Below are 26,548 nucleotides of genomic sequence, written 5' to 3'. Positions count from 1 at the left end.
TGGCGCTCGCGACTCAGGGCATACACCACGCCGCCATTCATGAGGATGCCAAGCGCCGCCACGACCATGACTGCCCCGCCGGCCACGGGCTCGGGCTCCTGGAGGCGACGCACGGCCTCGATCACGATCGCAGTCACCACGGCGAGTAAGACCAGGCCATTGATGAAGGCAACGATGATCTCGGTACGCACGAACCCGTAGGAGTGACGCGCCGAGGGTGGCCTGCGACCCATCCAGACGGCGAAGAGCGACAAGGCAAGCGCCAGCGTATCCGACAACATATGCCCAGCGTCGCTCAAAAGCGCGAGTGAGTGGGCAAGAAGTCCGGTGCCAGCCTCGACGAACGCAAAGACTGCGGTGAGTCCAAGCGACACCCACAGGCCGCGACCCTCGGCGTGGGCCCCATGCCCCTCGTGGTGATCATGGGACTCGTGGTGGCGCCCGTGTCCCGAGTGTGCGTGGTTCCCGCTCATGGTAGCAGCACCGGGTCCTTGGCGTGCTCGAAGGCGTCGTAGTAAAAGGCATCCGCAGGCAGGCCCTTTTGCGCCAGCGCCCCTTTGGCCGCCTCGATCATGCGCGGCGGACCGCTTCCATACACCTCAAAACCAGACAGGTCCGGCCAGTCGGCCGCGATCGCGTCTTGCACATAGCCCGTGCGACCCTCCCAGTGGTCCTCAGGGGTCGGCCGCGAAAGCACAGCGGTATAGCGGATACGCGGGTACCGCGCCGCCCAGTCGAGCGCGAGATCATGGAGATAGAGATCGGCACGCGTTCGGCCGCCCCAATAAAGATAGAGCGGTCTTTCGGAATCGGTGGTCAAGGTCTGCTCGACGATGGCCTTGATCGGGGCGAAACCTGTACCCGCCGCCATGAGGATCACGGGCTTCTCGGTGTCCTCGCGCAGGAAGAATGTGCCAAGCGGCCCCTCGAAGCGCAGGAGCGCGCGCTCCTGCATGGCGCCGAAGACATGCCCCGAAAACAAACCGCCCGGGACGTGACGAATATGAAGCTCGAGGAATTCGTCGGCACTCGGCGCATTGGCAATGGAAAAACCCCGGCGCCGCCCGTCCTTCAAAAGGATATCGATGTATTGGCCGGCCAGAAACAGCAGCCGCTCGTTTTGCGGAAGCTTTAGAAAAAGCCGCATCACATCGGGGGCGAGTTTCTCCATGCGCACCACGCGGCATGGCATGGTCTTTATGACGATGTCCCGGGCCACCCCGATCTCACGCGCCTCGACGACCACCGAGCCCTCAGGCACCGCCCGACAAAAGAGCGCCATCCCCGCGGCCTTCTCAGCCTCGCTCAGGGCCTTTGCCTCGTAGGGCTCGTGACGCACATCCCCCGATACGATGCGCCCCTTGCAAGTCCCGCACGCGCCATTGCGACAACTGTAGGGGAGGTGGAAGCCTTCGCGCAACGCGGCCTCGAGCAATGTCTCTCCTGGGGCGGTCTCAAACTCGTGACCGCTAGGCTCGATTCGGACTTTCACGGCTGACGACCCCTTTGGGTGGCGAAGACTGAAAGACGCTATTGTCCCTAAAAGCGCGCATGGGCGAAAGGGTGCAGCGCACAAGGTGATGCGTGTCGACGACCGCGGCGCGAATCCGTGCGCGCCATCCCGCGACGCGCCCACGCGCCGCACTAGGTGCCGTTGACAAAAAGTCGCCCCCGGCCTTTAATGCCGGCTATGAAGAGCGGGGCCCAGGCGAGATCATGAGCAATCCCGAGGTCCTCGTCGAGACCGACGCGGTCAGCCGCTTCTACGGTCCGAATGCGGCGGTGTCAGACATGAGCTTCGTTATACGCCGTGGCGAGGTGCTGGGATTTCTCGGACCCAACGGCGCCGGCAAGACCACCACCATGCAAATGTTGAGCGGCAACCTCGCGCCATCCGCGGGGCGCGTCTTGGTGAGCGGCTTCGACATGCGCACCTCTCCCGAGAAGGCCAAGGCGCGTCTGGGTTACCTGCCCGAATACCCGCCCCTGTACCGAGAATTCACGGTCGACGAGTATCTCGACTACGCCGCCGCCCTGCGGCGCATCCCGCGTAAGGGCCGGCGCGCGGCGCGCGAACGCGCCAAGGCGCGGTGCGGATTGAGCATCGTGGGGGGGAGACTGACAGCCAACCTGTCAAAGGGTTTCCAGCAGCGCGTGGGTCTTGCGCAGGCCATTATTCACGAACCGGACGTGGTCATTCTCGACGAGCCGACCGTGGGCCTGGATCCCAATCAGATTCGCGAAATCCGCACGCTCATCCGCGAACTTGGCCAAGATCGCGCCGTGATCCTCTCGACGCACATCCTCCCCGAGGTGCAGGCGAGCTGCGACCGCGTGCAGATCATCCATAAGGGCAAGCTTGTATTGAATGAGGGGATAGACGCACTGATGGCGCGCATGGAATCGCAGGTGCTCGTAGCCGTGTTCCGGAAGGCCCCGGACGTCGGCGCCATCCAAGCGCTACCGCTCGTACGGTCCGTGATGGTCGAAGACGAGCGACGGCTGCGCATCTTCCACGACCCCGGCGCCGACCCCACCGACGGGATCGTGCGTCTCGCCCTCGAGCGGGACTGGGGGCTCAGAGAGATCAATCCCGAGCACTCCTCGCTCGAATCCATCTTCGCCGAATTGACAGGCGAATCACCGGAGGTCGCGTGATCCGGGCGATCGCGTGGCGTGAATGGCGGGCGCTTTTTTTGTCGCCGCTGGCCTTCATCATATTGGGGGTCGCGCAGGTCATCCTCGCGCGCCTCTTCCTAGGCCACGTCAACCTGTTTCTCATGATCCAGGGGCGGCTTACGACGCTCCCGAATGCGCCCGGGCTCACGAGCCTGGTGGCGGCCCCGCTGCTCGGCAATACCGGCGTCCTCCTTTTACTCATCACGCCGCTTGCCACCATGCGCCTCATCGCCGACGAGCGCCACAACAAGACCTTGACGCTGCTCTATTCCTCGCCCGTGTCGCTCACCGAACTCGTGCTCGGCAAATACCTCGGCATTCTGGGCTTCTACGCCCTCATTATCCTCATGAGCCTGGCCATGCCGCTGTCCTTGCTGATAGGCGGACGCCTCGATTGGGGCACATTCGCCTGCGGCGTCCTGGGACTTGTCTTGCTCGCCTCGAGCCTCGCTGCCATCGGGCTTTTCATGTCGAGCCTGACCCGCTACCCGGCGGTAGCGGCCATGGGGACCTTCGGAGTCGTATTCTTTCTCTGGATCGTCGACTACGCTGGGCACGGACGCGGCGCCGGTGGCGCCATAGTCGCCTACTTGTCGATCGTGAACCATTACGAGCCCTTCTTGCGCGGCCTCTTCGATACATCGAACGTCGCCTATTACGTGGTCCTCACGGCGACCTGCCTGCTCTTTAGCGTGCGCAGGCTCGAGGCCGACCGGCTGGCGACGCGATGAATCGCGAACGGATCACGACAATCGGCGGACGGGGCTTGTTCGTCGTGCTCTGGCTTACGGTGGCGGGCCTCGGCTTGTACGCGGCGGCGCGCTTTCCCTTCGTATCTGATTGGTCCGCCACCGGCCGCAATAGTTTGAGTGAGCCCAGCATCCATGTGGTCCGGGCCTTGCGCGGCCCCGTACAAATCGTGGCCTTCGCGCATGGCGCGGCGGTCCGCCAATCCGTGCGCGCGCTCATCGCCAAATACCAGCGAGTGGATCCCGCGATCCATCTCGCCTTCGTGAATCCCAACAAGCATCCGGCGCGCGTGCGGCGCCTCAACATCGGCTTCAACGGTGAACTTGAGATCCGTTATGGGAAACGGCGCGCGCTAGTCGCCAGTCCCTCCGAGATCGGCGTGACAAACGAGCTCGCGCGTCTCGAACGCACGGGCATCCGCCACCTCACTTTCCTGACAGGCAATCAGGAGCGCGGACCGCAAGACGGCTCGGGGCTTGGCCTCTCGTCGTGGGCCCGCCAATTACGTGCGCGCGGCTTCACGGTTGGCGCCTTCAATCCCGGCGCGAGCCAACCCTTCCCCCACAAAGCGGGCGTGCTTGTCATCGCCGACCCCCGCGTGCCCTTCCTGCCAGGGGAGGTCCATGCGCTCGAAGGCTTCGTGAAAAACGGCGGCAACCTGTTGGTCATGCTGGAGCCGGGCCATACGGACGGTCTTGCCCCGGTGCTTGCGCGGCTCGGCGTACGATTCCGCAAGGGCTTCGCGGTCGACCCCACCTCGAGCCTGCTCACAAGCGCGAGCCCCGATTTCATTACCATAAGCCACTATCCAGCGCTTGGGCCTGTGCGCGGCATGCGCCTCGTGACGGTGTTTCCGACGGCCGCCGCACTTGCCCTGACACCCGTCCATGGGCTTAAACCCGTGCCCATCCTTTCCACCGGGAACGACGCCTGGACGCAGACACAGCCGCTCGCGGGGCTGGTGGAGCCACCGGCCGGCACGAATCCGACGGTGCTTACGATCGGCGCGGCGTTGGAGCGTCCCTTCAAAGGTAGCCAGCAGCGGGTGGTGATTGCCGGCGACAGTGACTTCGTCGCCAATAGTTATATCGGGGAGGGCGGCAACCTCGCGCTCGCCATGAATCTCGCGAACTGGCTTGCGCACGACGATGCCTTCATCAATCTCCCGAATCGGGCCTCGCCGGATCTCACGCTCTCCCTCACAGGCGGCGAGGAGGAGCTCATCGCCTATGGCTTCCTGCTCGGCTTGCCTATCCTGCTGCTCGCGGGCGCGCTGCGCGTGTGGTGGCGAAGGCGCAGACTATGAGCCTCGCAAGACGTGGACTCATAAACGGCGCCTTGCTGCTGGTGGCGGCGGTCCTGGCATGGGTCTTGTGGCACAATAAGCCCACGGCCCCGCCGCCTGCACCACCGGCGCGGCTCGCGCCCGTGCGCGGCGCAACCATAACCGACATCACAATCGCACGTCCGGGTCGGCCGATCATACGGCTGCGGCGTGACGGGACGAGCTGGCATCTGCTGCGCCCGTTCAAGGCACGCGCCGACCGCTTCCGAGTCGAGGCCCTGACGGACATCGTGGCGGCCAAGCCGCGTGATCATTTTGCGATCCCCAAGGGCTCGCTCACCGCCTTCGGCCTGGCGCCGCCCCGGGCGGTGGTGAGCCTGAACCACGAACGCATCCTGGTGGGACGCCGTCGCCCCTTCGGGGACCTTCGCTACATCCTCATAGGGCACTCGATCACGCTCGTATCGGCCGAGAGCATCCATCCGCGCCGGCTCACGACCGACAGCTTTTTGAGCACCAAGCTGCTTGGGGACCGCATACACCCCGTGGCCTTCACCCTGCCGCAGCTCTCCGTCATCCGCCACCGCGGCATCTGGCAGGCCACGCCCACCCCCGCGCGCGTCTCGAACGACCGCATCAACGCCTTCGTGGACGCTTGGCGCTATGCCCGAGCGCTGGCGGTCACGCGCTATCACGGAACCCCGCCGATCGGGCGCATCGTGATCCATTACAACGAACGGGGCCCAAAAAAGGTCGCGGCCAGACACGCGCTTGTCATCGACATCCTCGCCAAACAACCCGAACTCGTGCTGCTCCGGCCCGACCAGGGGCTTGAGTACCACTTCCCGCAGGAAGTCGGCCAGCGTCTGCTCGCCCTAGCCGCCCATGCCGGAACTCCCTGAAGTCGAGACCACCCGTCGCGGACTGATCCCCTGGATGCGCGGCGCCACCATCGCCGACCTGATCGTCCGGGAACCGCGCCTGCGCTGGCCGATCCCGGCCGATCTGGCCGTGCGATTGCGCGGTCGCGTGGTCACAGACCTCACGCGGCGCGGCAAATACCTGATCGTCTCCCTCGACAAGGGTGCCCTCATCGTGCACCTCGGCATGTCAGGCAGCCTCAGGGTCGTGGCCCCGGGGCTAGCCCCCGGACCCTCCGAGCCCTTCGATCTCGTGCTCGCGGGCGCATCTGCCATGGCGGTGCGCATGCGTGACCCCCGGCGCTTCGGGGCGCTCCTTTTTAGCGAGGACCCACTCCGCCACCCGCTCATCGCCCCACTCGGCCCCGAACCCCTGGAGCCAGGATTCGATGGGGCCTATCTGCGCGCGCGCTCGCGCGGCCGCACCATTGCCATCCGCGACCTGCTGTTGAACGGCCATATCGTGGCCGGGATTGGCAACATCTACGCCAATGAAGCGCTGTTCGAGGCCGGCATCCACCCGGGGCGGGCCGCCGGACGCATAGGCGCCGATCGCTATGAAGCCCTGGCGCAGGCCGTGATCGCAGTCCTGTCACGTGCCGTAGAGGCCGGTGGCACGACCTTGAAGGACTTTGCCGGGAGCGACGGGCGGCCGGGGTACTTCCAGCTACAACTGCGGGTCTATGGCCGCGAAGGTCGGCCGTGCCCACGTTGCACGACCCCCATCGCGCGGCTTTCCGGAGGCGGGCGCAGCGGCTATTATTGTCCCAAGTGCCAACGCTAGTGGCCGCATGGCCTATACTTGGCGGGAGCAGGGGTCAGGTGTCGGGGAGCAAAAGGGTATGACGCAGACAGCGATCGAGCAGCGCTTCGAGGCCTACGGGCTATGGCGGCGGGATTTGGCGCAGACGCTGTCCGATTTGCGAACATGGCTTGCCGAGAATAGTCTGAGTCAGCCGCAGAGCGACGCCCACCTGGAGCGCATGCAGACTGCGCTGCGTGATGACCGCCTGTATCTCGCCTTCGTGGCGGAGTTTTCACGCGGCAAGTCCGAACTTATCAACGCCATCTTCTTCGCGGGCCAAGGGCGGCGCATCCTGCCATCCAGTGCGGGGCGCACCACCATGTGTCCGACCGAGCTCTTTTACGAGGCTGACAAGCCGGCCTGCATCAAGCTCCTGCCGATAGAAACACGCCGTAACGGCGCCACGGTCGCCGAGTTCAAGGGCTTCGGCGATGAATGGCAAACCATAGCCCTCGACGTGGACGACCCGGAGGCCATGGCCGCCGCCCTGGCCCATATCGCCGAGATCAAGCATGTGCCGGCCGAGGAGGCCCGCGCCCTCGGGCTCACGGTCACCGATGATATCGCCAAGACCGGGGCCGCTGTAGACGCCGAGGGTGAGGTCGAGATTCCGCGCTGGCGCTACGCGCTCATCAATTTTCCGCACCCCCTGCTCGCCGATGGGCTCGTGATACTGGACACCCCGGGACTGAACGCCCTGGGCGCGGAGCCGGAACTCACGCTGAATACCCTGCCGAACGCCCATGCCATCCTGTTCGTGCTCGCCGCCGACACCGGCGTGACGCAATCGGAGATCTCGGTCTGGCGGGACCACGTGGCCGGCAGCCATAAGGGCCGTCTCGTGGTCTTGAATAAGGTCGACGGGCTGTGGGACGACCTGAAAAAGACCGGTGAGCTGGAGCGCGAGATCGCGCGCCAAGTGAACGAGACCGCGCGTTACCTAGATGTCGCCGCAGAACGCGTCTACCCGGTCTCCGCGCAAAAGGCACTGGCCGGCAAGGTCCGCGGCGATCGAGACCTCGAGGAGCGCAGCGGCATAGGGGCGCTCGAACGGGCGCTCGCTGAAGAGCTCCTGCCGGGCAAGGGCGGTCTCGTCGCCCAGACCGTGGGCCGCGATTTCGACGAAGTCGAGGCCAGCGTGGAACGAGTGATCGGTCAAAGGCTCCAGGGCCTACGTGAACACTGGGGAGAGCTGAGCGGCTTAAACGGCAAGAACATGGACGTCATCGAGCACATGATGACCAAGGTACGCGCCGACAAGACCGACTTCGACCGCAGCATGCAGCGCTTCCACGCCACGCGCACGATCTTCGCGCAACAAAGTGCCGCCCTATACGCCAAGATCAGCCTGCGGCAACTCGATACCTTGATCGCCGAGACCAAGAAGAACATGCAGACCTGCCTTACGACCGCGGGACTGAAGACGGCCATGCAGACGTTTTTCGGATACGCGCGCTCGCGCATGGATGAGGCAGCCGCGGACAGCCAGCAGATCAAGACCTTAATGGATGGGGTGTACCGCAAATTCCAGGAGGAGCACGGACTTGCCAATATCAAGCCGGCGGCCTTCTCGGTGATGCGTTACACGCGCGAGATCAAGCGCCTGCAGGAAAAACACGAGCAATTCATGCGCGGCCTATCGCTCATCATGACCGAACAAAAGGCGGTCGTGCGCGGCTTCTTCGAATCGGCAGTCAGCAAGGTCCGCGCCATCTACGTGAGCGCCAATCGCGATGCCGACGATTGGCTGCGCGACATGATGGCACCGATGGAGTCTCAGGTGCGCGAGCATCAGGCGCAGCTGCGGCGCAGGCTCGAGAGCATCAAACGCATCCACCAGGCGAGCGACACCCTCGAGGCGCGCATGGCCGAACTGAAGCAAGTGTTAGAGGAGATCAGCGACCAGCACCGGGCGGCGCACACCGCGTTCCGCCAGATCCGCGCCCAGCTGAGCGCGGCCCCGTAGGGGGCCGTCGTGCAACGAAGCCCCTGGCGCCCGACGCGCCGGTTGCGCCGACTCGCAGGCAGACGTCACTGGACCCCACGCCTCGTCTTCTGGGGGAGCGCGGTGCTCGTCGGCCTCTCGGCCGCGGCCCTCACGGAAATGGGCAACGCGGCGAACACACGCTTCCTCGCGCTCTACCAGCGCTGGCCCTGGGCGCCGTTCCTGGTAAGCCCGGGCGGCATCATTCTGTCCTTGTGGCTCACGCGCCGCTTCTTTCCCGGGGCCCAAGGGAGTGGCATACCGCAGGTCATCGCCGCACTGTCGCAACGGAGCGGGGACTCGCCCTCACGACTGCTGTCGGTACGCATCGCGATCGGCAAAATCCTGCTCACGACCCTCGGGCTGTTCTCCGGGGCCTCGATCGGACGCGAAGGTCCGACCGTCCATGTCGGCGCCTCATTGACCGCCGCCGCCGGACGCCTGGCCGGCATCAAGCGCCCCGGATTCGAACGCGCACTCATCATGGCCGGCGGCGCCGCTGGTATCGCCGCGGCCTTCAACACCCCCATCGCCGGCATCATGTTCGCGATCGAGGAGCTCGCGCGTGGCTTCGAGGAACACGCCACCGGCACCATCATCATTACCATCCTGATCGCCGGGCTTACGGCCGTGGCCGTCGAGGGCAACTACACCTATTTTGGCGTAACACAGGCGGCGCTCGCACCACGCCAGTGGTTGCTGGTGCCAGCCTGTGGTATCGCCGGCGGCCTTGCCGGCGGCCTTTTCAGTCGGCTTGTGCTCGACCTCAGTCTGCGCCTACGCGAGACGCTCGCGCGCTACCCCTATCGCATGGCCCTGGCCGCCGGTCTCTTGATCGCGGTCCTGGGAACGCTCTCGCATGGCAGCTCCTTCGGCACCGGTTACCCGCAGGCGCGGGCGCTGGTCGTGGGCAGCGCCCATCTGCCCTGGACCTTTCCGCTCACCAAATGGCTGGCGAGCCTCGTCTCTTACCTGAGCGGCATCCCCGGCGGGCTCTTTGCCCCGGCGCTCGCGACCGGCGCGGGCTTTGGGGCCGACATCGGCCGGTTTTTCCCCGAGGCCCCGCTGCAGGCGGCAGTCATCCTGGGCATGGTGAGCTATCTAAGTGGGGTCGTACAGACGCCCATCACCGCCTTCGTGATCGTCATGGAGATGACCGCCAACAACGCTATGCTGTTTCCGCTCATGGCCGCCGCCCTCATCGCCACCCTGGTCTCCCGGCAACTGTGTCGGGAAGCGATCTATCAGGGGCTCGCCGCGCGGTTCTTGGCGCGCACGGAGGACGAGACGGTCGCGGCCAAAGATTACGATGGCCTCGCCTAAGGGCGCGCGCGTGCGCCTCATCGCCGGACACTGGCGCGGGCGCCTGCTGGCCTTCCCCCCGGAACCAGGCCTTAGGCCCACGCCCGACCGCGTACGCGAGACGCTCTTCAACTGGCTCGGCCCCCGACTTGCCGGGGCCCGATGCCTCGACCTGTTCGCGGGCTCCGGGGCGCTCGGTTTCGAGGCCTTGTCGCGGGGGGCGGCAAGCTCGACCCTGGTGGACACCAACTCAGCGGTAGTCACAGCGTTGCGGGAAAACCGCGCGAGACTTGGCTGCGAGGCCAAGGTGGTGGCGTCGGGTGCGCTCGAATTCCTGGCCGCCCAGGAAGCGGCGGCGTTTGATGTCATATTCCTCGACCCGCCCTTCGCGGCCGGACTCCTGGTCGATGCCTTGACCATAATTCGCGCGCGGCGCATCCTCGTGCGAACGGGTCTCGTCTATATCGAAAGCGCGGCGGCGGACGGCTTCGAACTGCCGCCCGACCTGCAATGGCACAGGCGCAGTCGGGCCGGCAATGTGGCCTTCGGTCTGGCGGCGCCCGCATCGTGAGGATTGTCCGTGACCGTTGTCGTCTATCCGGGGACATTCGACCCCTTCACTAACGGCCATGCCGACATCGTCAAGCGCGCGGCGGCGCTCTTTCCGCGCGTGATCGTGGGGGTGGCGGCCAACGCCCGCAAGGCGCCCCTCTTTACGCTCGCTGAGCGAGTGGCGCTCGCCGAACAAGCCCTCGATGGGGTGTCGGGGGTGGTCGTCGTCGGCTTCGGCACCCTGCTCATGGACTTCATCCATCACCACAAGGCACAGGTCATCGTGCGCGGACTACGCGCACTCTCAGACTTCGAATACGAGTTTCAAATGGCGGGCATGAACCGTCGACTCGACCCCACGATCGAGACCCTATTCCTGCCGGCGGCCGAACCCGACGGGGCGCTATCGTCCTCCTTCGTCAAAGAAATCGCGGCCTTAGGTGGCGATGTGGGGCCATTCGTCCATCCGGCCGTGAAGGCTGCATTGACGGCGGCGTTGCGATGAACTGCTCCCGCCACATGACAACGTGTGGCCTGAGTCTCGCGCCTCGACACAGCCACCCTGTGGCCCCGCGATCTGACACCGCCCCCACCTCGACAGACGATAGGTGACTTTGCGATTCAGCAGGGTTCGCCATATCCCGTGGCCACCCCTGATGAAGCAGGAATGCCAGCGCCGCGTTGAGCCATGAGCGTGACTCAATGCCGGCCGTGGACAACCCCCGATTCGTGGGGGCATGGCTGGCATTGCCGGCCGCAACCGTCACGCGCTTACAGACGGAGCGCTGCGGCGCAAGTTTTGGTAGACTTGCTCCCCTATTGAGGAGGGCTGCCATGGCCTTGATGATCACCGACGACTGCATCAACTGCGACGTCTGCGAACCGGAGTGCCCGAACGGGGCGATCTCCCCGGGCGAAGAGATTTATCGCATCGATCCGAACTCATGCACGGAGTGCGTGGGTCACTATGACACTCCGCAATGTGTGGAGGTCTGTCCGGTCGACTGCATCCCCAAGAATCCCGATCGGGTGGAAAACAAAGAGTCCCTGTACGAAAAGTACCTAGCACTGACCCGCAAGACCGGCTGATTGCCGATGGCGCTCTTTCGTAAGACGTCGGGCGACAAGAGCGAGAAACCGGGCGTCTTCGCCCGCCTCGGCGAACGCCTCGCCGCCACAAGGCGAGCCTTAAGCGACAACGTAGGCGACCTGTTGAGGCGCAAGCGCGCCCTGGACGCGGCACTGCTTGAGGACCTGGAGACGGCGCTCATCACGGCCGACCTCGGGGTCGATACGGCCACGGCGGTCATGAACGACATCACCCGCCGGATATCCCGCAAGGAGCTCGGTGACGCCGACGCCGTCTATGGCGCCTTGCGCACAATCCTCTACGAGATCGTGCAACCCTGCGAAAAACCCTGGCCTGCCGCCCACAAGCCTGAGGTCGTGCTCATGATCGGCGTAAACGGCGCCGGCAAGACCACCACCATCGGCAAACTCGCGGCGCGACTGCGGAGCGAGGGCCGCTCGGTGCTGCTTGCGGCCGGCGACACCTTCCGGGCCGCGGCCATCGAACAGCTCGGGGAATGGGCCAAACGCGCGGACGTGGCGATGATCAGCCAGCCGCGCGGCGCAGACAGCGCGGCGGTCGCCCACGACGCCCTGCAAGCAGCACGGGCGCGGGGCGTGGACGTGTTACTCATTGATAGTGCCGGACGCCTGCACACGCAGACGGGACTGATGGACGAGCTCGCAAAGATCAAGCGCACGCTAGGACGCCTGGATGCGCTCGCCCCCCATCAGGTCATCCTGACCCTGGATGGAGGCATAGGCCAGAACGCCGTGACGCAAGTCGAGCAATTCCACAAGGCCGTAGGGGTCACAGGCCTCTGCGTCACCAAACTCGACGGGACCGCCAAAGGCGGCGTCGTGTTCGCGCTCGCTAAACGCTTCGGGCTGCCGATCTATTTCGTGGGGGTGGGCGAATCCGTGGACGACCTGCGCCCCTTTGACGCGCGCTCCTTCGTCGACGCAGTCCTACCAGCGGAACTCCTCAGTGATCGAGCTTAAGCACGTCTTTAAACGCTATCCGCTGGGAACGGAGGCCTTGAGCGATGTCGGATTTACCCTCGCGAAAGGCGAGATGGCCTTCCTGACCGGACCCTCGGGGGCCGGCAAGAGCACCGTACTGAAACTCATCTGCCTGCTCGAGCGCCCCACGCGCGGCCAGATCACGGTCAACGGGCATGAGCTCGGGCGACTGCCGGCGCGGCGGCTGCCCTACTTTCGACGCGAGATCGGCGTGGTCTTCCAGGATAACCGCCTCTTGAACGAGCGCACGATCTTCGACAACGTGGCCTTGCCACTCGTAGTGGCGGGCATGACGGGAGATGAGGTCCGAAAACGCGTGCTTGCGGCCCTGGACAAGGTGGGGCTCAGGGGCCGGGAACGCGGCTTTCCGCTTGCCCTGTCCGGTGGTGAGCAGCAACGCGTGGGCATTGCCCGCGCGCTCGTGCACCGTCCACCGCTGCTCATCGCCGACGAACCGACCGGCAATCTGGATGCGGCCTTGTCCGACGACATCATCGACCTGTTCCGCGAATTCAACGACCACGGTGTCACGGTCCTGATCGCCACCCATGACCTCCGGCAGATCGAACGCCTGAAAAAGCGGGTGATCCGTCTGGGTGCCGGACATATGCTGGGGGCGGCATGAAGGCCTACTTCACCCGTCACGCGCAGGTCTTCATGAGAACCCTCGGCGAGTTTACGCGCAGCCCTGCGCCTACCTTGATGACCGTGATCTTGATCGGCTTGACCCTGGCCTTGCCGACCGGCCTCTACGTCGGGCTCCTGAACTTGCAAAGGCTGAGCCAGGGGTGGCAGCCCCACGGCTCGCTCTCAGTCTATTTGAAGAAGGGCGGCGCAGACAGCGAGGTGGTGGCCGCCATCCGCCGCATCCCAGGGGTGGCCACGGCGCGCTATATCTCGCCCGCCCAGGGCCTGCGGGAGTTCAAGACGGCGTCGGGACTTGGGGGCATGGGCCTTTTCGGCCAACACAATCCCCTGCCGGGCGTCGTCATCGTCGCCCCCGCGCGGCCTGGACCCCGCTCGGTCGCGCTCTTGGCCGCCCAGCTGAAGACCCTGCCCGGTGTCGCGCACGTCCAATCGAACCTGGTATGGGTCGAGCGCCTAGATGCCGCACTGGCCCTCGGGCGGCGGCTCGTTACCATCCTCGCCACGCTCCTAGGCCTGGCCCTCGTCCTGATCCTCGCCAACACGACCCGTGCGACGGTGGCAAGCCGCGGCGCTGAAATCTCGGTCGTTCGCTTGGTCGGGGGAACCAATGCCTTTATCCGGCGTCCCTTCCTCTATATCGGCGCGTTGACCGGGGGCTTGGGGGCCCTATGTGCGCTCCTGGTCCTTGAGATTGGTCTAATCGCGCTGGACGGGCCGGTGGCGGCCCTGAATCGCGCCTACGGGGCCCACTACCGTCTGACCGGCCTAGGTCTCGAGCAGGCCTTGGGGCTGCTGGTTCTGGGTGCCTCGCTCGGCTGGCTTGGGGCGCGCATCGCAGTCGCCCGGGCGCTGCGCCGAGGCGAGGCCTGAGACCAGGCCGCCCGCCACCGGAACTTTTCACGAGGATTAGCACTCTCACCGCGAGAATGCTAAAATTCGTCCTGGTCGATAGGGACAGTCGAGAGGGGGTCGTAAAATGACTACACAAACCTTACCAGTCGCCGTCAATATAGCCGCAGAAGGCGGGCTCTCGCATTACATGCGTCTCGCCAACGCCGCGCCCGTACTGGATGCCGAACAGGAACGGCAGCTGGCGATCGAGTATCGCGAGCACGATAATCTCGAGGCGGCTCGGCAACTCGTGCTGTCCCAGCTCCGTTACGTCATTCGCGTCGCCCGCGCCTTTGCGGGATACGGCCTGCCGCAGGCCGATCTTATCCAAGAGGGCAACATCGGCCTCATGAAGGCCGTCAAGCACTTCGATCCGGCGCATGGCGTGCGCTTGGTGTCGTTCGCGATCCACTGGATACGCGCCGAAATCTACGACTACATCCTGCGCAACTGGCGCATCGTCAAGGTCGCCACGACCAAGGCCCAACGCAAGCTATTTTTCAACCTCCGGCAGTCACGCGCCCGCATCGGCTGGATGAACGAGAGCGAGATCTCGAACTTGGCGACGAACCTCGATGTACCAACCGAGACCGTCAAGGAAATGGAATCGCGCATGGCGAGCGCGGACGTGCCCTTCGATGCACAAGATGAGGGCGATGAGGACGAATTCCGCTCGTCACCGGCAGGTTACCTCCAGGACATGCGCTACAACCCGGAGAACCTGCTGACTCGGGCCGATACCGAAAGCTCGCAGCAGGATAGCCTGCAAAATGCGCTCGTGGCCCTGGATGGACGCAGCCAGGACATCATCCGCAGGCGCTGGCTCGCGAACAAGAAACCGACCTTGCACGAGTTGGCGCAAGAATATGGGGTGTCCGCCGAACGCATCCGCCAGATCGAGAAAAAGGCGCTTGATACCATGAAAGGCCTCTTACTGCCCCCCGAGCCCGCCTGACCGGTCACGCCGCCGACGGGATGCGTCGCGCCGGATTGCCCATGACCGTGGCGCCGTCCGGAACCGGCTGCACGACCACCGAACCCATGCCGACGATGCAGTTGGCGCCCACATCGGCGCCGATGACCGCCGCCTCTCCAATCCAGGTGTTGGCGCCGATAGTCACGCGCTCGACCACGTCCTGACCCCCGAGACCCCGGGCGGCGCTCCCGTGGTAGTGGAGACCCGAAGTGATGGACACGCGACTTGCGATCCGCACCCGGGGACCTAAATCCGCCAAGCCTATGATGCAATAAGCCCCGATCCCGGCACCAGCAGAGACCCGCGCGCCGCGCTTCGAGAAATAACTGCCGAAGTGGATCGTGGCGCCAGGCTCGAAGAGCGCGAGCGTGCGGCCGTAGAAGGCCGCACGCGCGGCATCGCCCACGGCCCCTGGCACCAGGGCGACGGCCTGGCCGCCCCAGACGAAGCCCTCGTCCGACCGGCCCCAGGCGGCGATGGCCAAGGCTGGCAAGGCGATGGTGGTCCCGAGTCCCGCGAGCAGCGCCCGCAAGATTCGCTTCAAACCATGGGCCATAGTCAGAACACGTCGAGACAGAACCCGTCCACGGCCTCCGGCAGGTCGGTCACATCGGCCCGCAAAGGCGCCAGCAGGAGCCGAAGCTTGCGCGGGGCAGCGCGGAAACCGAGACGCCTGAAGGCCTCCAGATCACTACAGCCCGTATCCGGCACCATGACCGCCTGCGCGCCCTCCGCAAGCACCAAACGCAGCACCGTATCGACGAAGGCCGTGCGCGCCTCAGGCTCCAGGCGCCCGAGCGCTAGTGCCTCTACATACGCGTTCAGTCCCACCCGCCCCGACAATACCGGGAGCAAGGAGACGCTCATGAGCCCCGTGACGCGGCCATCGCTCTCGTAGACGTAGGTCTTGACCCGCGGTCGGCCACGCAGAATGAAGTCGACGTCCTCGCGTTCCACCACATGGGCGAGCGGCGCACGGGCGGCAGCCGCCGACAGCAGCACAAACCCCGCGCCCTCGTCGCTTGGCGCATAACGTCGTACATGACCCGTATCGCTCAGCCCAAGACGGGTTGCCACGATGTCTCCCGCCCCCGCGAGGTAGCGAAAGTTGTACGCGGCCCGCACCGCAAGCCCGCGCGCCCCGAACGCCCGCGCCACCGTCTGATTGGCGGGTGTTCCGGCGACGGTGATGGCGGTGTAGACCTCGTAGCCGCGGTCGCGCGCGCGGTCCACCATGAGGCCCTGCTGGCGATCACTGAGACGATGGCGCCGGAAATTGCCGGAAACAGTAAAAAAGCTTGCGAATACGGCCTTGTAGATCCGGCCGTGGATCCGCAGGTGCATCGGCACGAACGCCAGATAAGACGCAAGTTCGCCGCTCTTTGCCCGTAGACCCACCGCCATGGCCGGGTCTGCCGTGGGCCTCATGATATGCATGGCCAACAGATCCCGTTCATAGACCCAGCATGGGGGAGTCCAGTTCGCGCGCATGAGCGCGCTTACCTCATCGAGATCGGGATTCACCACTTCGTCGAAAAACTCTATAGGCTGAATATTCATGGCTGTTGCCGAGGCAGGCTCACGCCCGACCCCTCCTATCAAGAAAGACAACTTATGACGACGATAGAAACGCGGCCTAGAGACGACTGGCCGCGCTCTCGACCAATTCCTGGGCACGCTCAAGCCCGTGCTGGCAATAACACGCGTACAACAAGCGCTCGAGCCCGAAGGCCGCGCACCCCGTGTGGGCGGCCTCGCCATGAGCGCTTGTGATATCGAATCGGGTTCCGAAAAACCGCTCGTGATAATTAAAGGATGCGCACGCAATCGAGGTGCCAGGTGCTACGTCCACCTGCAACTCATACTTCAGATCGTTGGCGAGCTGAAAGAAACGCAGGGACGGGAAATCGCCCGCGAAAAATGGGTCGCAGGCCGTCTCAAGGCGCGCCGACAGGTCGAGGAGACCGACGAGCCTCCATGCGGCATTTATGGCCGTCTCGCGCGCGCCGAGCACCGCCTCGCGGTCGCCAAGCCATACAATCTCGCGCATCGAAAACTCCCACAGCCGATCCAGGCCCCTGAGATTCTTCGACTCATACCGGAAGCATCGCCCGTGCCCGGTGTAGGCCGAAACCGCCCCCGCGGAGAGACGATGCCCCATGAGCGCGCCATAGGTGTGGTAACACACGGCAGGCGACAGACAATGCTCTGGGGGGGCAATCTCGCTTACATCCTCGAACGTGGGATTCTCGCCTTGGCCATGGCGCTTCCCGAAACGTTCTATCGCCTCGAAGTCCTCCCTCAGATGGACTGCGAAGGTGACGGAATGGGGAAACGAGCTGAAGTAGCCCGCGCGCCTCAACCAATCGCTTGGCACGAGCGAGTTATAGGATTGAGGGGCCGCCTGAAACTCGCGCACGGCGAGGCGTTCGATGGCGGTGTCCAGCCGGCCGAGAAGCCGCATGAATGCGCCGCCGCGGCCCACCACCCCCGACCCAGATGTCCATACATCACCGCGGGCTACAAGCTGCTCGTAAGCCGTCGGCACAAAGCACTGTAAGTCACGCGTGCGGTCGCGCAGGACTCGGGGCGTCACCGCAAGGCGCTCGATCTGCATCCTTCCGATCAAGTGTTCGAGCTTGGCCGCGACATCACCGCTCGCACTAGGACCTTGCAGGTCGATCTCAAGGCAGTTCGCGTCCTGCCGGTAACGGGACTTCAGGATAGAGGTGTCGCAGTAGCACGCTCGCTTGGATATCTCCGTGCACACGTCCGGTGGAAGATGGGCGGGCAACGGAATCGCAAGAGTTTCCATAGCGGATTCATCCTTGAATTGGGACTGCGACCCGACGTCCGTGTCGGGCATGGCAATGACGCTACCGGAGTGATCAGGGCTCGTCAATCAGACGCGGCCTTCAGTCATGGGCAAGGCGCGGGATTAGTCTGGCCATCCAATATCCACGAATAGTCCCGTTCGTTGCCGGCAGCATCTATGAAAGTGACAGTTGATGACGATGGCAAGGGCGTCGGCACCTCGCCCTGCCAGCTACCACTCGATCCGACGGAAAGCGTAGCCCCATCGGCAGTCGCCGCAGTCACCCCGGAAAGATCCTGCCAGCTCCCGGCGAGCAGGACACCTCCTAGAGTGGGCTGAATCACGGACAGACAGGCCAGCGGCGGCGTATTGTCGACGTCAAGCGGTCCATCGTAGGACGAACTTTCGCCCGCCGCATCGTTGGCACTCACCGACAGGTCGTGAGTGCCGTCGGCAAGCGCATCCGTATTGATCACAAACGCGAAGGTAGGCGCCGCCGTCAGAGTCTGGTAGGGCTTGTGATCGATGGCGATCGTGACCGCGACAGGCAAGCCATAGGGGTCAATCGTGGATCCGCTTATCGTCACCGACCCCCGCGTCCAGGCAGGCCAAGGCGCAAGCGACAAGGAGAGGCCCCCTGCGGGGAAGGTTGGCGCGGACCCAGCCCCGAATAGGGGTGAGCTCGATTGTCCAAGCATCTTTGCATAGGCGATGAGGGCCGCGGCGTTGGGCCCCGGAAGCGCATCGGCCGATGCCGGTGCGGCAGCGGCCGCACTCTGCAGAAAGGCCTCGGCGATTCCCTGGCGATACATGGATGTCGACAAAGGCAGGGTGCCGAGCTTCAGGGGTCCGTTGGCCCCTATGCCGTTCAACACCCCGTCGTAGCCGACATCGTCTGCCATGACTGCGGTAGCGGACGCGGTCGTAGCGGCATTCGCGCGCGCAAGGCGTGTGAATGCGGCGAGCACAAGCCCATAGCGTAGCCCGGCCCCGAGGGCAGTGGCGGCGCCCGCGTCTCCCGGCAAAACGGGCAGCGTGGTCGTGGGGTCGAAGCCGAGCCAATTAACGAAGGCGGCCCGTGCGCGCGCCGCGGCGGTCGCGGCATCGATGCCCTGGCCTCCGAGATAGTCGTCATAGGCGGCCATTGCCGTGGTCAGGGGATCGACCGCGACCTGGACGCCTTGCCCGTTTTGGTAGGGGAAGACGCCGCGCAACACGCCGGAGGTCACAGTAGTGCCGCCTGCCCCAATATAGGAGCCACCGCTTACTGCGACCTTGAGCGTCGCGTCAAGGCTTTGGACGTCGAGCGCAAAGCGACCGCTGTCATCCGTGCGCGTAGCGCCCAACGCCCCTTGCGGGCCGGTAATGGTGACCGATGCGCCCGCCACCGGACCGCCGCTCACCACATAGCCCTCGATCAGACCCGAGGGTAAAGCGGTGGGCGACGCCGGGTTACCCAAGCGACATCCGTTCAAGGCAAGGCCCGCAACAGCAATCAAGAGAGCATGGTTTGTCTTGTTCAAAATAGCCTCCAGAGAACGGTCACACCGAACGTCGATATGCGTGTCGGGAACCCGGTTTGCGCCGTGACCCCTATGGACCACGAGCGATTAATGGGGATACTCGCACCAATGCCGATATCCCAATCGCTTTCTGAACTGTCAGGGTAGGTGCCGACCGCATAGCCATCGCCGTTCAAACGCAGACGATCATCGAAGCGGTAGCGCGTGACCCCCGCGCCTATCCCGAGCCAAGGGCGGAATGCGTAACTGAATGGGATCCGGCGCTCCCACAAGACCAGCCCGCCCAACTCGCGTCCCCGCTCCAGCAAGCCACTGGATCCCGGCCGCGTCGCAAATTGGCCTGCCGTCAAATCGACCAGCCACCGCTGCCCCACATAGCCCTCGCGCGTCCATTGACCTGCAAACTGCCACCCAAGGGCCGTACCGGTCGGCGACGACGCTGACACGAGGCCCGCCAGGAGACCGCCACCCACAGACAGGCGCCACGCGCCGCAGGAGACCGGAAGGCCTAAGACCACGGCGAGCCAGCCTATTCTCATCCATGTGTTCATCACGACTCCTTTTGTGTTTGGACGTAAGCTTGTTGCGCCGGGGCATAGAGGATCCGGCGTGGCGCGCGCCCGAAGGCCGCCGCATTCAGAGTGTTCGTACCCACCTGCCCGAGCGCCGCCGCCTGCGCCGAACCCTGCGCCGCGGCCGATCCCATCAGCGCGTCGACACCCTCCACGACCGATGAGACGAAGGCGGCGAGGACCGTCTCGCGGCGCCCCCCCACGACATAGGCCGGCAGGCCCGGGTCCCGATCCGCCCCAAAGGCCGCAGCGTCGAGGGGCACATGCCGACCGCGCGGCGTGATCGCCTGGCTTACGGCAATGCGGATGCGCCCCAAAGCACGCCCCTCCACCCGCCCCAAAAGCCGCGTACCTGTAGGCAAAACGCCCCACAGCCCCCGCACTGGCGACTCCACATGTAAAACGACGAGCGTCGAATCGACGTCGGTGACGCCACGGCGCAGCGCGACCTCGATCCATGTGCCCGCGCGGATGCCTAGGTCATGCGGCGCATCGGGCAATATGACCGGCCGACCATGCGCTGGGGCTACGGCAAACGGCGCTACCGTAGGCGGGCGCCTCGCAGGCACGCGCCGTCGCGGCGGCCGCGCTCGGCCCGCGGTCAGCGCCAGCAGGCGATGAAACACAGACGGCGGCGCCGGCCGCTCGCCTATGAGGCGCTGCACGATGACAGTCGGCGCGGGCATGGTCGCGATCACCATGACAGTCGCGCGGGCCCAAGGCCTGTCATGACGACCAGGTGCCAGCGCCTCACGGGACCCTTGGGCCGCGCAAGCGCGAGCGCGCAGGCCACACCCCCTGCGGCGGCACTCGTGACACAGGTGAGCGTTGTTGGAACTTGCCGCCATTGGCTGCGACCCCGGTAGAGGACCGCGCTGTCCAGGGCTTCCGGCCGCCCACCACTTCGCGAGAGCGCAAACCCGAGGATCGCCCGGCCTGGCAAGAGCCACATACGCCGTACGCGCAACACCGCAACCCTTGTGCCCTGCTTCAAGACCACACGCTTGCGGATCGCGACTTGCGGGACGGGCCCGAAGGCCGCGTAAGCCATGGCTATAGCCCAGGCCGAAGGCGGCGTAGGACGTGGCGTGACGGGAGGCGTGGAGGCCTTTGGACGGCGAAAAAGGATGTCGCTCGTGTAGCGTCGCCCGCGAGCGCTCGTACAAACGAGCAAGGACACAAAGAACCCGTTCCAATCCATGTACGCGTTGCCGCAGTAGCGCCGCGTAAGGCCACGCGCCACCGTAATCAAAATGGCGCGTCGACCGAGTCTCGCCGCGGAGAACACCGGGTTTGTGATCGCAAAGCGGACCCCTTGGGCGCCGCTTGGGAACACGAGCCGCAGCCCGAGATCGGGCACGATCGTGGCCGAAAGCGCACGGTAGGGCCGCAAAGTCACCACGCGGGCGTGGGGCGCAAGTGGCCGCAAAACAGCAGAGAGATGGGCAGTCATAGGGGGTTGATTCCTTCGATGCGCAAGCCCGCGGTATCGTGAGGACGACGCGCTACGGCGGTCTCGGTCAACAGGTAAGCGAAGTGCTCGCGGTAACGTCGGCCGCTCGGCAAAACGACATGGAGGGTTCCCTGCATATGCACCAGGAATTCCCGCGCGCCCTTGCGCACCACGCGCGGGCGATCATGACCCTTGGCAAAGCTGATCCAGGAACGCATACGCGCCGCACGGATCCGCGCGAGATAGGCAGTCTTGCGAAGTGCAGCCACGGTCGCGCTTCTGAGTGCGGGCGCCATCATGTCCAGAGCCTCGATATAGTCCGGGACCACGGTCGTGGCGTTCGCGCTCAAATAGTCGCGCAGAAAACGCATGGACGCCGCTATGACCTCGCGACGCGATCGATGAACAGCGCCCAGCCACTGCATGCGTCCGAGAATGGCGCCCGAGCGGTCGACGGCGACTATGGGCGGCGTGCGCCACACGACTGCCACCGCAAGCACCACGAATGCGGCGGCGGCGCAGGCGAACAGCGCCCAACCGAGGAGCGCATAACGGGCTAGGCGCTGCATCAAGAGTCCCTGGGGACCGTGACGGCCCCATGCCTTAGCGTCGGGAAAAGTCATCAGATTGATCATTCCTGGGTGGCCCATCGTATTGCGGCTTTAGGTAGTTCGTACGCACAGCGCCTCCGTCCATGCCGCTCGGGATGAAGTTCGGGTCCCGCGGCACATGCAACTCGGGCATGGGGCGCGGAGGCACTGAGAGGGCGTCCTCCTCCCGACCGTATAAGTAGTAATCGACAGCCCGCGCGCTTCCATGCCCGACACCCAAAGCAAGCGTCGCGCCGACCGAAGAAAGACCCGCCAGATAGGGGGCGAGCAAAGGCTGGGCGGTACCCGCGTTTTCGATGAGGCCTGCCGTGATGTAAGGAGCGGCGAGCAACACGGCGCACAAAATCATGTTCAGAATGGTAAAAAGCATATGCGCGTACACGGTCATGTAGGCGGCCGGCCCAAGCAGGCCTTGGAGGTCGGCCACGGCATGCGTAAAAAGCGGTGAGAACACGGCCAACAAGAGCGCCTGCACGACAGGCCAGAGGATGAAGAACCCCATGAGCTTCGCGAAACCACGCACAAGGGAGAACGTCCTGCTGAGCGCAAGCGGTATGGCGACCAGTCCATAAAGAAAGGCGAACTCATAACCTATCGCCTGGGCAATACGCAGCAAGGCCTCGAGAAACGTGGTCATGACAAGCGTCGCGTAGTAGATGAGGACTGTCGCAAAACGCAGCGGCAAGGCGTTGATCTCTTTTATGGTGCCCCACACGCCGCTTGGGCCTTTAGCGGCAATGTCGAGCAAGGCCGCCATCTGCTTGGCTACCAGTTGCAAAGACCCGATGCGGCCCATGGTCGCGTACAAGGCATTCAAGTAATGGATCAGCAGGTTGCCTAACGCAAAGTAGGCGACCAGAACGAAGCCCCACACGACGATGTCGCGGACCACGCGGGTGAGCTGTCCGAACCCCGACACGGAATCCATCTGCGCCTCGAGAAGCCGCGTATACAAGGCGATCACAAACAGCGACGGCGTCACTGTGCGCATCAAGACATCCGCCACCGGGGCGGCGGCGCGATAAACGCTGCCGGGCGCCAGATAAGCCAAAAGGTGGACCACAAGCGATGCGCTATTCATGGCTCGTCCCAAAGGCTCGATACAAGGAGGCCGCCTCGCGGGGGAGGTGGCTTGCGTTGCGGCGTTCGGCGGCGCGGCGTATGGCCCGACGTTCGCGCGAACGCGCGCGGGCGGCGGCTAGGCCCGCAAGTGTCGCAGTCGAGCGGGCGGTGACCTCGCCGCTCGTGCGGATACCGAGGCTCGTAGCCGAAAGCCGCGCATCATGCCGCACCCCGCGCCTCAACCAGCGCAGCCTCGCAAGCCGCCCAAAACGATGTGCTTGTTGGCGCAGATACCCACCGTAATCGTTCGCGTTATGCGCCGCCGCTCCGGTGCGCGCGAGCAAGGCCTTCAGACCGTGGGGCAGGCCGTGGGGCAGGCTACGCTCTTCGTAACGCACGAGGTCCCCGTTGGCGATGGCGCGCGCGTCGCGGTTTGCCTCGCGGCAACGTCGACTGCACCGCCTGCAGCCTGCGCACCTCGCGCACGGCCGTGCGATAGATCGCCAGGGTCTGATCGAGGAGACTGACGAGCTCCGCGTGGACCGGCGGATCGAACGTCACGTCGCCCACACCAAGGAAGGCCCACGCAGGCACTGTCGCGACCACCCACAAAACAAGTCCCACACCAAGCCTTCTCATGACTCCTCCTCCAGATACCGAGCCAGGCGCGCGAGCGGATCGGACACCTCCGCACCCAGCCGCTCCTTGCGCGCCAGCCCCTCCGGGGTGGTATCGGCCAAGGCGAGCAGGGCACGCGGGAAGGTCAATCGCAAACCGTAATACTGAGGCCCCACGGATCGAATCGCCGGCCGCCAGGGAAGATTTAAGGGAAATGGCAGGCGCTTCCAGAGTTCCAGAGCCGGCTCCGGCATCCCGATGCGAGCGGCGATTTCCTCCCAGCCATCATTGCGATAGAGCAGAGACCTAAGCGGCATCGAGTTCACGATCTCCTTTTCCATAAGATCGATCTCGGCGAGCCCCTGCGTGACGATATCGATGGCCGCCGCCTCCTTGCGCCCCATGCGCGCGATTTCGGACACGAGACGCGACAAGACCCCGGGCGCGTGGGCCACGAATCGGTGGATTTCGTCGAGCAGGACGCGGGCCTGATTCCGGTTGGCAAAAGCCAGATTCAGGAAGCGCAGACAGAGGAACACGAGATAGAAAGTAAGCAATTTTGGGCTCGCCCTATCCACATCCCGGAGATCAACGCCACATATGCCAGGGCTCAGCTGGACGTTGTCCGGGCCGGCGAATATCCGGCCCTCGGGGGTTTCGAGAAAGCTGTGCAGATTGGCCCCCATGACCTGCGCCGCGCGCCTTTGTTCCGGGCTCACATCGGTCAACCCTTCGAGGGATACCAGAAGATCGGACAACCCAGGATCCGTGGGTGACTCTATGCCATAAAGACGCGTAAGGGCCGCGGCGCCCGCCGCCTGCTCGTGAAAGTCGAGAAGCGTCCGGCCGTCGGTTAGGATGAAGGCCAGGATATTCATCGTGCCGGAGGCGAGCAGCGGGTCGAGCCCTCCCGCTGCTGCGCTCCGCGGTGGCAGGGGGTTAACGGCGGCTGTGCCCGGGTCTATTTTCGTATAACGGCCGCCGAGCGCCTCTACCGCCCAGCGGTATGTCGAGCCGATCTCCAGGACATACCAGTCCACACCAAAAGGGTAGGTCTCGACCATGGTCGCGACCTTGTCCACGCCTTTGCCCGCGCCCGTCATCGCAACCGTGAAGCCATGCGCCACGACTTGATGGCTGTAATCGAAGTGGAGCGGCTGGGAGGCGAGCCCTAGGCGCAAGGACTCAGGCTTAACGCAACCCGTGCGGAAGACCTGCGTCGGGGCCATGGCCGCGATCAAAGCCGCATGGTCCGGCCGCCAGATAGGCGCCTGGTACCCCTGCCCAGGCTGGGAGACCCGGAAAAACGGCAGCTGCACGAAGTCGTCGTCGCGTACGCGTCCGCCCTTACCCTGTAAACTTTCGACGAGACGGCTCAGAGGAGCGGTCGGCACGCCCTCTATTTCCGCGCAGACCATGTAGGCGTTGCGGTGCACACGCCAGTCATTCTCGGCCACCTCCATACGAAAACCCTGCATTTCCTTGAGGGCCGCCAGTTGCCGCTCTCGACCCTTGCTGGCAAGGCCGCCCTGCGCGAGCCTGTCGGCGCGCTCGGAAGCGCGTAGTGCCCGCTCGGTGGCAGCGGGCATGACGACTTGGGAGACGTGCAAGCTGATGGGGCCCGACACGGTGGGCAGGATCCATGCGGGATCGACCTCCGGATAGAGGTGGAGGTAGTGCATGCGCACCAACCGTCCATCCACATCCAAGGCGCGTTTTTGGGGCTTTGGTGGTACCACCACCAGTTGCTCGGCGAGCGACAACCAGGGATCGAAGGCCGCAAGCGGCGGGCCCAAATCGTAGCTGCGCTGCACAAGGGCCGCGTATTCGTGAACCGTAGCGATCCGGCCACCCGGTAAAAGAGCGGCGAGCTCCGCCCCCAGCGCCTCGAGCTCCCCCGCGCGCCGCGCCTGGCCGTTTAAGGCGCGGCGTACGCCAGCCTCCATCCGGGGCAGGCGCCCGACTATGAGCGCTACGACATTCACCAGGAAATAGGGGGCCAAATGGTCGGCTATGGCCGAACGCATGGCGCCTGCGAACGGGCTCTTGCGCGTTGCCTCTTCGTAATGCGCCCGATAGGCACGCGCCGCATCGGGGCGCCTCTCGCGCCACAAATGGAACTCCAACCAGTACTGCTCCGGCAGACGGTCGAGAACCCTCTCTATCGTGGCCCATTCGCGATTGCGGCCCGCGCGATCCTCGAACTCGCCATCGAGCCCGTCCCAAAGGATCGCAAGCGAGGCGGCCCCGTCGCCGTGCGCGACCACGCTCTCACTTAAACCATGCGACCACGTATAGACGTCGCAATAACGTCGTGCGCCTAAAGCCATAATCCCTCCCGTGCCGCGATCCGCCGTTCCCGTCTCGATAGCCAATAGACGCGGGCAAATGTCACGTCATCACCAACCAGCGCGGCGGCGATCCCAAAAGGGAGCGCCCCGATCGCCGCCATCACCGCGACCGATCCCGCGAGGCCCGGCAAGACCACCGAGACCAACGCCCCCGTCAGGGTCACGAGGCCCGCTATGGCCGCGCCTAGAGGAAGCCCTAGGATGCGCGGCGGCGCGAGGCGCTTGTTGAAAGCCATCACGCCCCAACCACCAAGGCGGCAATCCCGTAGGCGCTCGCCGCAAGGACGAGCCCCAGGACGCTGCCTACAACGTAACTCTTGCCCCGCTCGGCCTGTCCGATCGCGAAATATCCAGCGCCTATCAAGATGCCTATGATCGCGAGAATACTGACGATAAGCGCTATGACGTCCGTGATGGCATGCGCTCGTTCCTCAATCGTTATACGTAGATCCGATCCTTGCGCGTATCCCGGCAAGCGCATGATGGCCATGGCCGCCGGGCTTTCCGCGCATAGGAGGAGTGGTATCCATATTTTCATTGCCGTGCCTCCGTTGATGGCAGGCACGATACGTCGTGCGAGTCGCTGGCGCTATTCGGTAAATGGAGGGGTTAGGCCTGGGGCGCGTTGGTGGCGGCGCCTTGACAGGCTTTGCGTTTAGA

General features: G+C 64.7%; 30 protein-coding genes. 14 read left to right on the top strand and 16 right to left on the bottom strand.

Going from position 1 to position 26,548, the window contains the following annotated elements:
• Together ACYCTF_RS10385 and ACYCTF_RS10380 are read right to left on the bottom strand one after the other, a co-directional pair.
• A partial coding sequence (locus tag ACYCTF_RS10385; RefSeq protein ID WP_461284853.1) for a cation diffusion facilitator family transporter occupies positions 1 to 473 on the bottom strand: 473 nt, incomplete at its 3' end.
• On the bottom strand, positions 470 to 1,492 hold the full coding sequence (locus tag ACYCTF_RS10380; RefSeq protein WP_461284852.1) for a CDP-6-deoxy-delta-3,4-glucoseen reductase: 1,023 nt from the start codon (positions 1,490 to 1,492) through the stop codon (positions 470 to 472). The genes ACYCTF_RS10385 and ACYCTF_RS10380, both read right to left, overlap by 4 nt.
• Positions 1,493 to 1,716: 224 nt before the next feature.
• Between ACYCTF_RS10380 and ACYCTF_RS10375 the strand changes: the two genes are divergently transcribed.
• The 14 genes from ACYCTF_RS10375 (at position 1,717) to rpoH (ending at position 14,862) form a co-directional block, all read left to right on the top strand.
• A complete protein-coding gene (locus ACYCTF_RS10375) occupies positions 1,717 to 2,658 on the top strand; it encodes an ABC transporter ATP-binding protein (RefSeq protein WP_461282001.1) in 942 nt (313 codons plus the stop codon).
• Positions 2,655 to 3,410 carry an ABC transporter permease gene (locus ACYCTF_RS10370; RefSeq protein WP_461282002.1) on the top strand — a complete coding sequence of 252 codons (756 nt, stop codon included), beginning with the start codon at positions 2,655 to 2,657 and terminating at the stop codon, positions 3,408 to 3,410. The genes ACYCTF_RS10375 and ACYCTF_RS10370 overlap by 4 nt, the downstream gene beginning before the upstream one ends.
• Positions 3,407 to 4,735 (top strand): GldG family protein, encoded by a 1,329-nt coding sequence (locus ACYCTF_RS10365; RefSeq protein WP_461282003.1) that lies wholly within the window; start codon positions 3,407 to 3,409, stop codon positions 4,733 to 4,735. Before ACYCTF_RS10370 ends, ACYCTF_RS10365 begins: the two co-directional genes overlap by 4 nt.
• Positions 4,732 to 5,616, top strand: a complete 885-nt coding sequence (locus ACYCTF_RS10360) for a hypothetical protein (protein ID WP_461282004.1) — start codon at positions 4,732 to 4,734, stop codon at positions 5,614 to 5,616. The genes ACYCTF_RS10365 and ACYCTF_RS10360 overlap by 4 nt, the downstream gene beginning before the upstream one ends.
• Positions 5,600 to 6,418: a bifunctional DNA-formamidopyrimidine glycosylase/DNA-(apurinic or apyrimidinic site) lyase gene (gene mutM / locus ACYCTF_RS10355; RefSeq protein WP_461284851.1), complete on the top strand. Its 819-nt coding sequence runs from the start codon at positions 5,600 to 5,602 to the stop codon at positions 6,416 to 6,418. The genes ACYCTF_RS10360 and mutM overlap by 17 nt, the downstream gene beginning before the upstream one ends.
• Positions 6,419 to 6,476: 58 nt before the next feature.
• Positions 6,477 to 8,405: a dynamin family protein gene (locus ACYCTF_RS10350; protein WP_461282006.1), complete on the top strand. Its 1,929-nt coding sequence runs from the start codon at positions 6,477 to 6,479 to the stop codon at positions 8,403 to 8,405.
• Positions 8,406 to 8,414: 9 nt separating this feature from the next.
• Positions 8,415 to 9,746 (top strand): chloride channel protein, encoded by a 1,332-nt coding sequence (locus tag ACYCTF_RS10345; protein ID WP_461282007.1) that lies wholly within the window; start codon positions 8,415 to 8,417, stop codon positions 9,744 to 9,746.
• Positions 9,733 to 10,296: a 16S rRNA (guanine(966)-N(2))-methyltransferase RsmD gene (gene rsmD, locus ACYCTF_RS10340; protein WP_461282008.1), complete on the top strand. Its 564-nt coding sequence runs from the start codon at positions 9,733 to 9,735 to the stop codon at positions 10,294 to 10,296. The genes ACYCTF_RS10345 and rsmD overlap by 14 nt, the downstream gene beginning before the upstream one ends.
• 3 nt (positions 10,297 to 10,299) lie before the next feature.
• Positions 10,300 to 10,782, top strand: coding sequence for a pantetheine-phosphate adenylyltransferase (coaD, locus tag ACYCTF_RS10335; RefSeq protein ID WP_461282009.1), 483 nt, complete (start codon positions 10,300 to 10,302; stop codon positions 10,780 to 10,782).
• A gap of 329 nt (positions 10,783 to 11,111) precedes the next feature.
• Positions 11,112 to 11,366 (top strand): YfhL family 4Fe-4S dicluster ferredoxin, encoded by a 255-nt coding sequence (locus ACYCTF_RS10330; protein WP_461282010.1) that lies wholly within the window; start codon positions 11,112 to 11,114, stop codon positions 11,364 to 11,366.
• Between the two features lie 6 nt (positions 11,367 to 11,372).
• Complete coding sequence (gene ftsY, locus ACYCTF_RS10325; RefSeq protein WP_461282011.1) at positions 11,373 to 12,347, top strand: signal recognition particle-docking protein FtsY; 975 nt, start codon at positions 11,373 to 11,375, stop codon at positions 12,345 to 12,347.
• The gene (gene ftsE / locus ACYCTF_RS10320; protein WP_461282012.1) at positions 12,334 to 12,993 is read left to right on the top strand and encodes a cell division ATP-binding protein FtsE; all 660 of its coding nucleotides are present in this window, start codon (positions 12,334 to 12,336) and stop codon (positions 12,991 to 12,993) included. The genes ftsY and ftsE overlap by 14 nt, the downstream gene beginning before the upstream one ends.
• Positions 12,990 to 13,886: a permease-like cell division protein FtsX gene (ftsX, locus tag ACYCTF_RS10315; protein WP_461282013.1), complete on the top strand. Its 897-nt coding sequence runs from the start codon at positions 12,990 to 12,992 to the stop codon at positions 13,884 to 13,886. Before ftsE ends, ftsX begins: the two co-directional genes overlap by 4 nt.
• Before the next feature lie 106 nt (positions 13,887 to 13,992).
• Entirely contained in the window at positions 13,993 to 14,862 is an 870-nt protein-coding gene (rpoH, locus tag ACYCTF_RS10310; RefSeq protein WP_461282014.1) for an RNA polymerase sigma factor RpoH, read from the top strand.
• A gap of 4 nt (positions 14,863 to 14,866) precedes the next feature.
• Here the strand turns inward: rpoH and ACYCTF_RS10305 are convergent, their stop codons facing one another.
• From ACYCTF_RS10305 to ACYCTF_RS10240, 14 genes are all read right to left on the bottom strand, one after another.
• On the bottom strand, positions 14,867 to 15,427 hold the full coding sequence (locus tag ACYCTF_RS10305; protein WP_461284850.1) for an acyltransferase: 561 nt from the start codon (positions 15,425 to 15,427) through the stop codon (positions 14,867 to 14,869).
• A 14-nt stretch (positions 15,428 to 15,441) separates the two neighbouring features.
• On the bottom strand, positions 15,442 to 16,443 hold the full coding sequence (locus tag ACYCTF_RS10300) for a hypothetical protein (protein ID WP_461282016.1): 1,002 nt from the start codon (positions 16,441 to 16,443) through the stop codon (positions 15,442 to 15,444).
• A gap of 76 nt (positions 16,444 to 16,519) precedes the next feature.
• Positions 16,520 to 17,698 (bottom strand): class-II aminoacyl-tRNA synthetase family protein, encoded by a 1,179-nt coding sequence (locus ACYCTF_RS10295; protein ID WP_461282017.1) that lies wholly within the window; start codon positions 17,696 to 17,698, stop codon positions 16,520 to 16,522.
• Between the two features lie 104 nt (positions 17,699 to 17,802).
• On the bottom strand, positions 17,803 to 19,221 hold the full coding sequence (locus tag ACYCTF_RS10290) for a carboxypeptidase-like regulatory domain-containing protein (protein WP_461282018.1): 1,419 nt from the start codon (positions 19,219 to 19,221) through the stop codon (positions 17,803 to 17,805).
• Positions 19,218 to 19,772, bottom strand: coding sequence for a hypothetical protein (locus tag ACYCTF_RS10285; protein WP_461282019.1), 555 nt, complete (start codon positions 19,770 to 19,772; stop codon positions 19,218 to 19,220). The genes ACYCTF_RS10290 and ACYCTF_RS10285 overlap by 4 nt, the downstream gene beginning before the upstream one ends.
• Positions 19,772 to 20,494, bottom strand: coding sequence for a TrbI/VirB10 family protein (locus ACYCTF_RS10280; protein WP_461282020.1), 723 nt, complete (start codon positions 20,492 to 20,494; stop codon positions 19,772 to 19,774). The genes ACYCTF_RS10285 and ACYCTF_RS10280 overlap by 1 nt, the downstream gene beginning before the upstream one ends.
• Positions 20,488 to 21,246 (bottom strand): hypothetical protein, encoded by a 759-nt coding sequence (locus ACYCTF_RS10275; protein ID WP_461282021.1) that lies wholly within the window; start codon positions 21,244 to 21,246, stop codon positions 20,488 to 20,490. The genes ACYCTF_RS10280 and ACYCTF_RS10275 overlap by 7 nt, the downstream gene beginning before the upstream one ends.
• Positions 21,243 to 21,869: a hypothetical protein gene (locus ACYCTF_RS10270; RefSeq protein WP_461282022.1), complete on the bottom strand. Its 627-nt coding sequence runs from the start codon at positions 21,867 to 21,869 to the stop codon at positions 21,243 to 21,245. Before ACYCTF_RS10270 ends, ACYCTF_RS10275 begins: the two co-directional genes overlap by 4 nt.
• Positions 21,850 to 22,938 (bottom strand): hypothetical protein, encoded by a 1,089-nt coding sequence (locus tag ACYCTF_RS10265; protein WP_461282023.1) that lies wholly within the window; start codon positions 22,936 to 22,938, stop codon positions 21,850 to 21,852. Before ACYCTF_RS10265 ends, ACYCTF_RS10270 begins: the two co-directional genes overlap by 20 nt.
• A complete protein-coding gene (locus ACYCTF_RS10260; RefSeq protein ID WP_461282024.1) occupies positions 22,931 to 23,317 on the bottom strand; it encodes a hypothetical protein in 387 nt (128 codons plus the stop codon). The genes ACYCTF_RS10265 and ACYCTF_RS10260 overlap by 8 nt, the downstream gene beginning before the upstream one ends.
• Positions 23,298 to 23,558, bottom strand: a complete 261-nt coding sequence (locus ACYCTF_RS10255; RefSeq protein WP_461282025.1) for a hypothetical protein — start codon at positions 23,556 to 23,558, stop codon at positions 23,298 to 23,300. The genes ACYCTF_RS10260 and ACYCTF_RS10255 overlap by 20 nt, the downstream gene beginning before the upstream one ends.
• Positions 23,555 to 25,867, bottom strand: a complete 2,313-nt coding sequence (locus tag ACYCTF_RS10250; RefSeq protein ID WP_461282026.1) for a hypothetical protein — start codon at positions 25,865 to 25,867, stop codon at positions 23,555 to 23,557. The genes ACYCTF_RS10255 and ACYCTF_RS10250 overlap by 4 nt, the downstream gene beginning before the upstream one ends.
• On the bottom strand, positions 25,858 to 26,124 hold the full coding sequence (locus ACYCTF_RS10245; protein ID WP_461282027.1) for a hypothetical protein: 267 nt from the start codon (positions 26,122 to 26,124) through the stop codon (positions 25,858 to 25,860). The genes ACYCTF_RS10250 and ACYCTF_RS10245 overlap by 10 nt, the downstream gene beginning before the upstream one ends.
• Positions 26,124 to 26,426 carry a hypothetical protein gene (locus tag ACYCTF_RS10240; protein WP_461282028.1) on the bottom strand — a complete coding sequence of 101 codons (303 nt, stop codon included), beginning with the start codon at positions 26,424 to 26,426 and terminating at the stop codon, positions 26,124 to 26,126. Before ACYCTF_RS10240 ends, ACYCTF_RS10245 begins: the two co-directional genes overlap by 1 nt.
• Between the last annotated feature and the right edge of the window lie 122 nt (positions 26,427 to 26,548).

The organism is Acidiferrobacter sp. (assembly GCF_054609335.1).
Note: the sequence above shows the minus strand (reverse complement) of the source record. Positions and strands in the feature narration are given on the sequence as shown.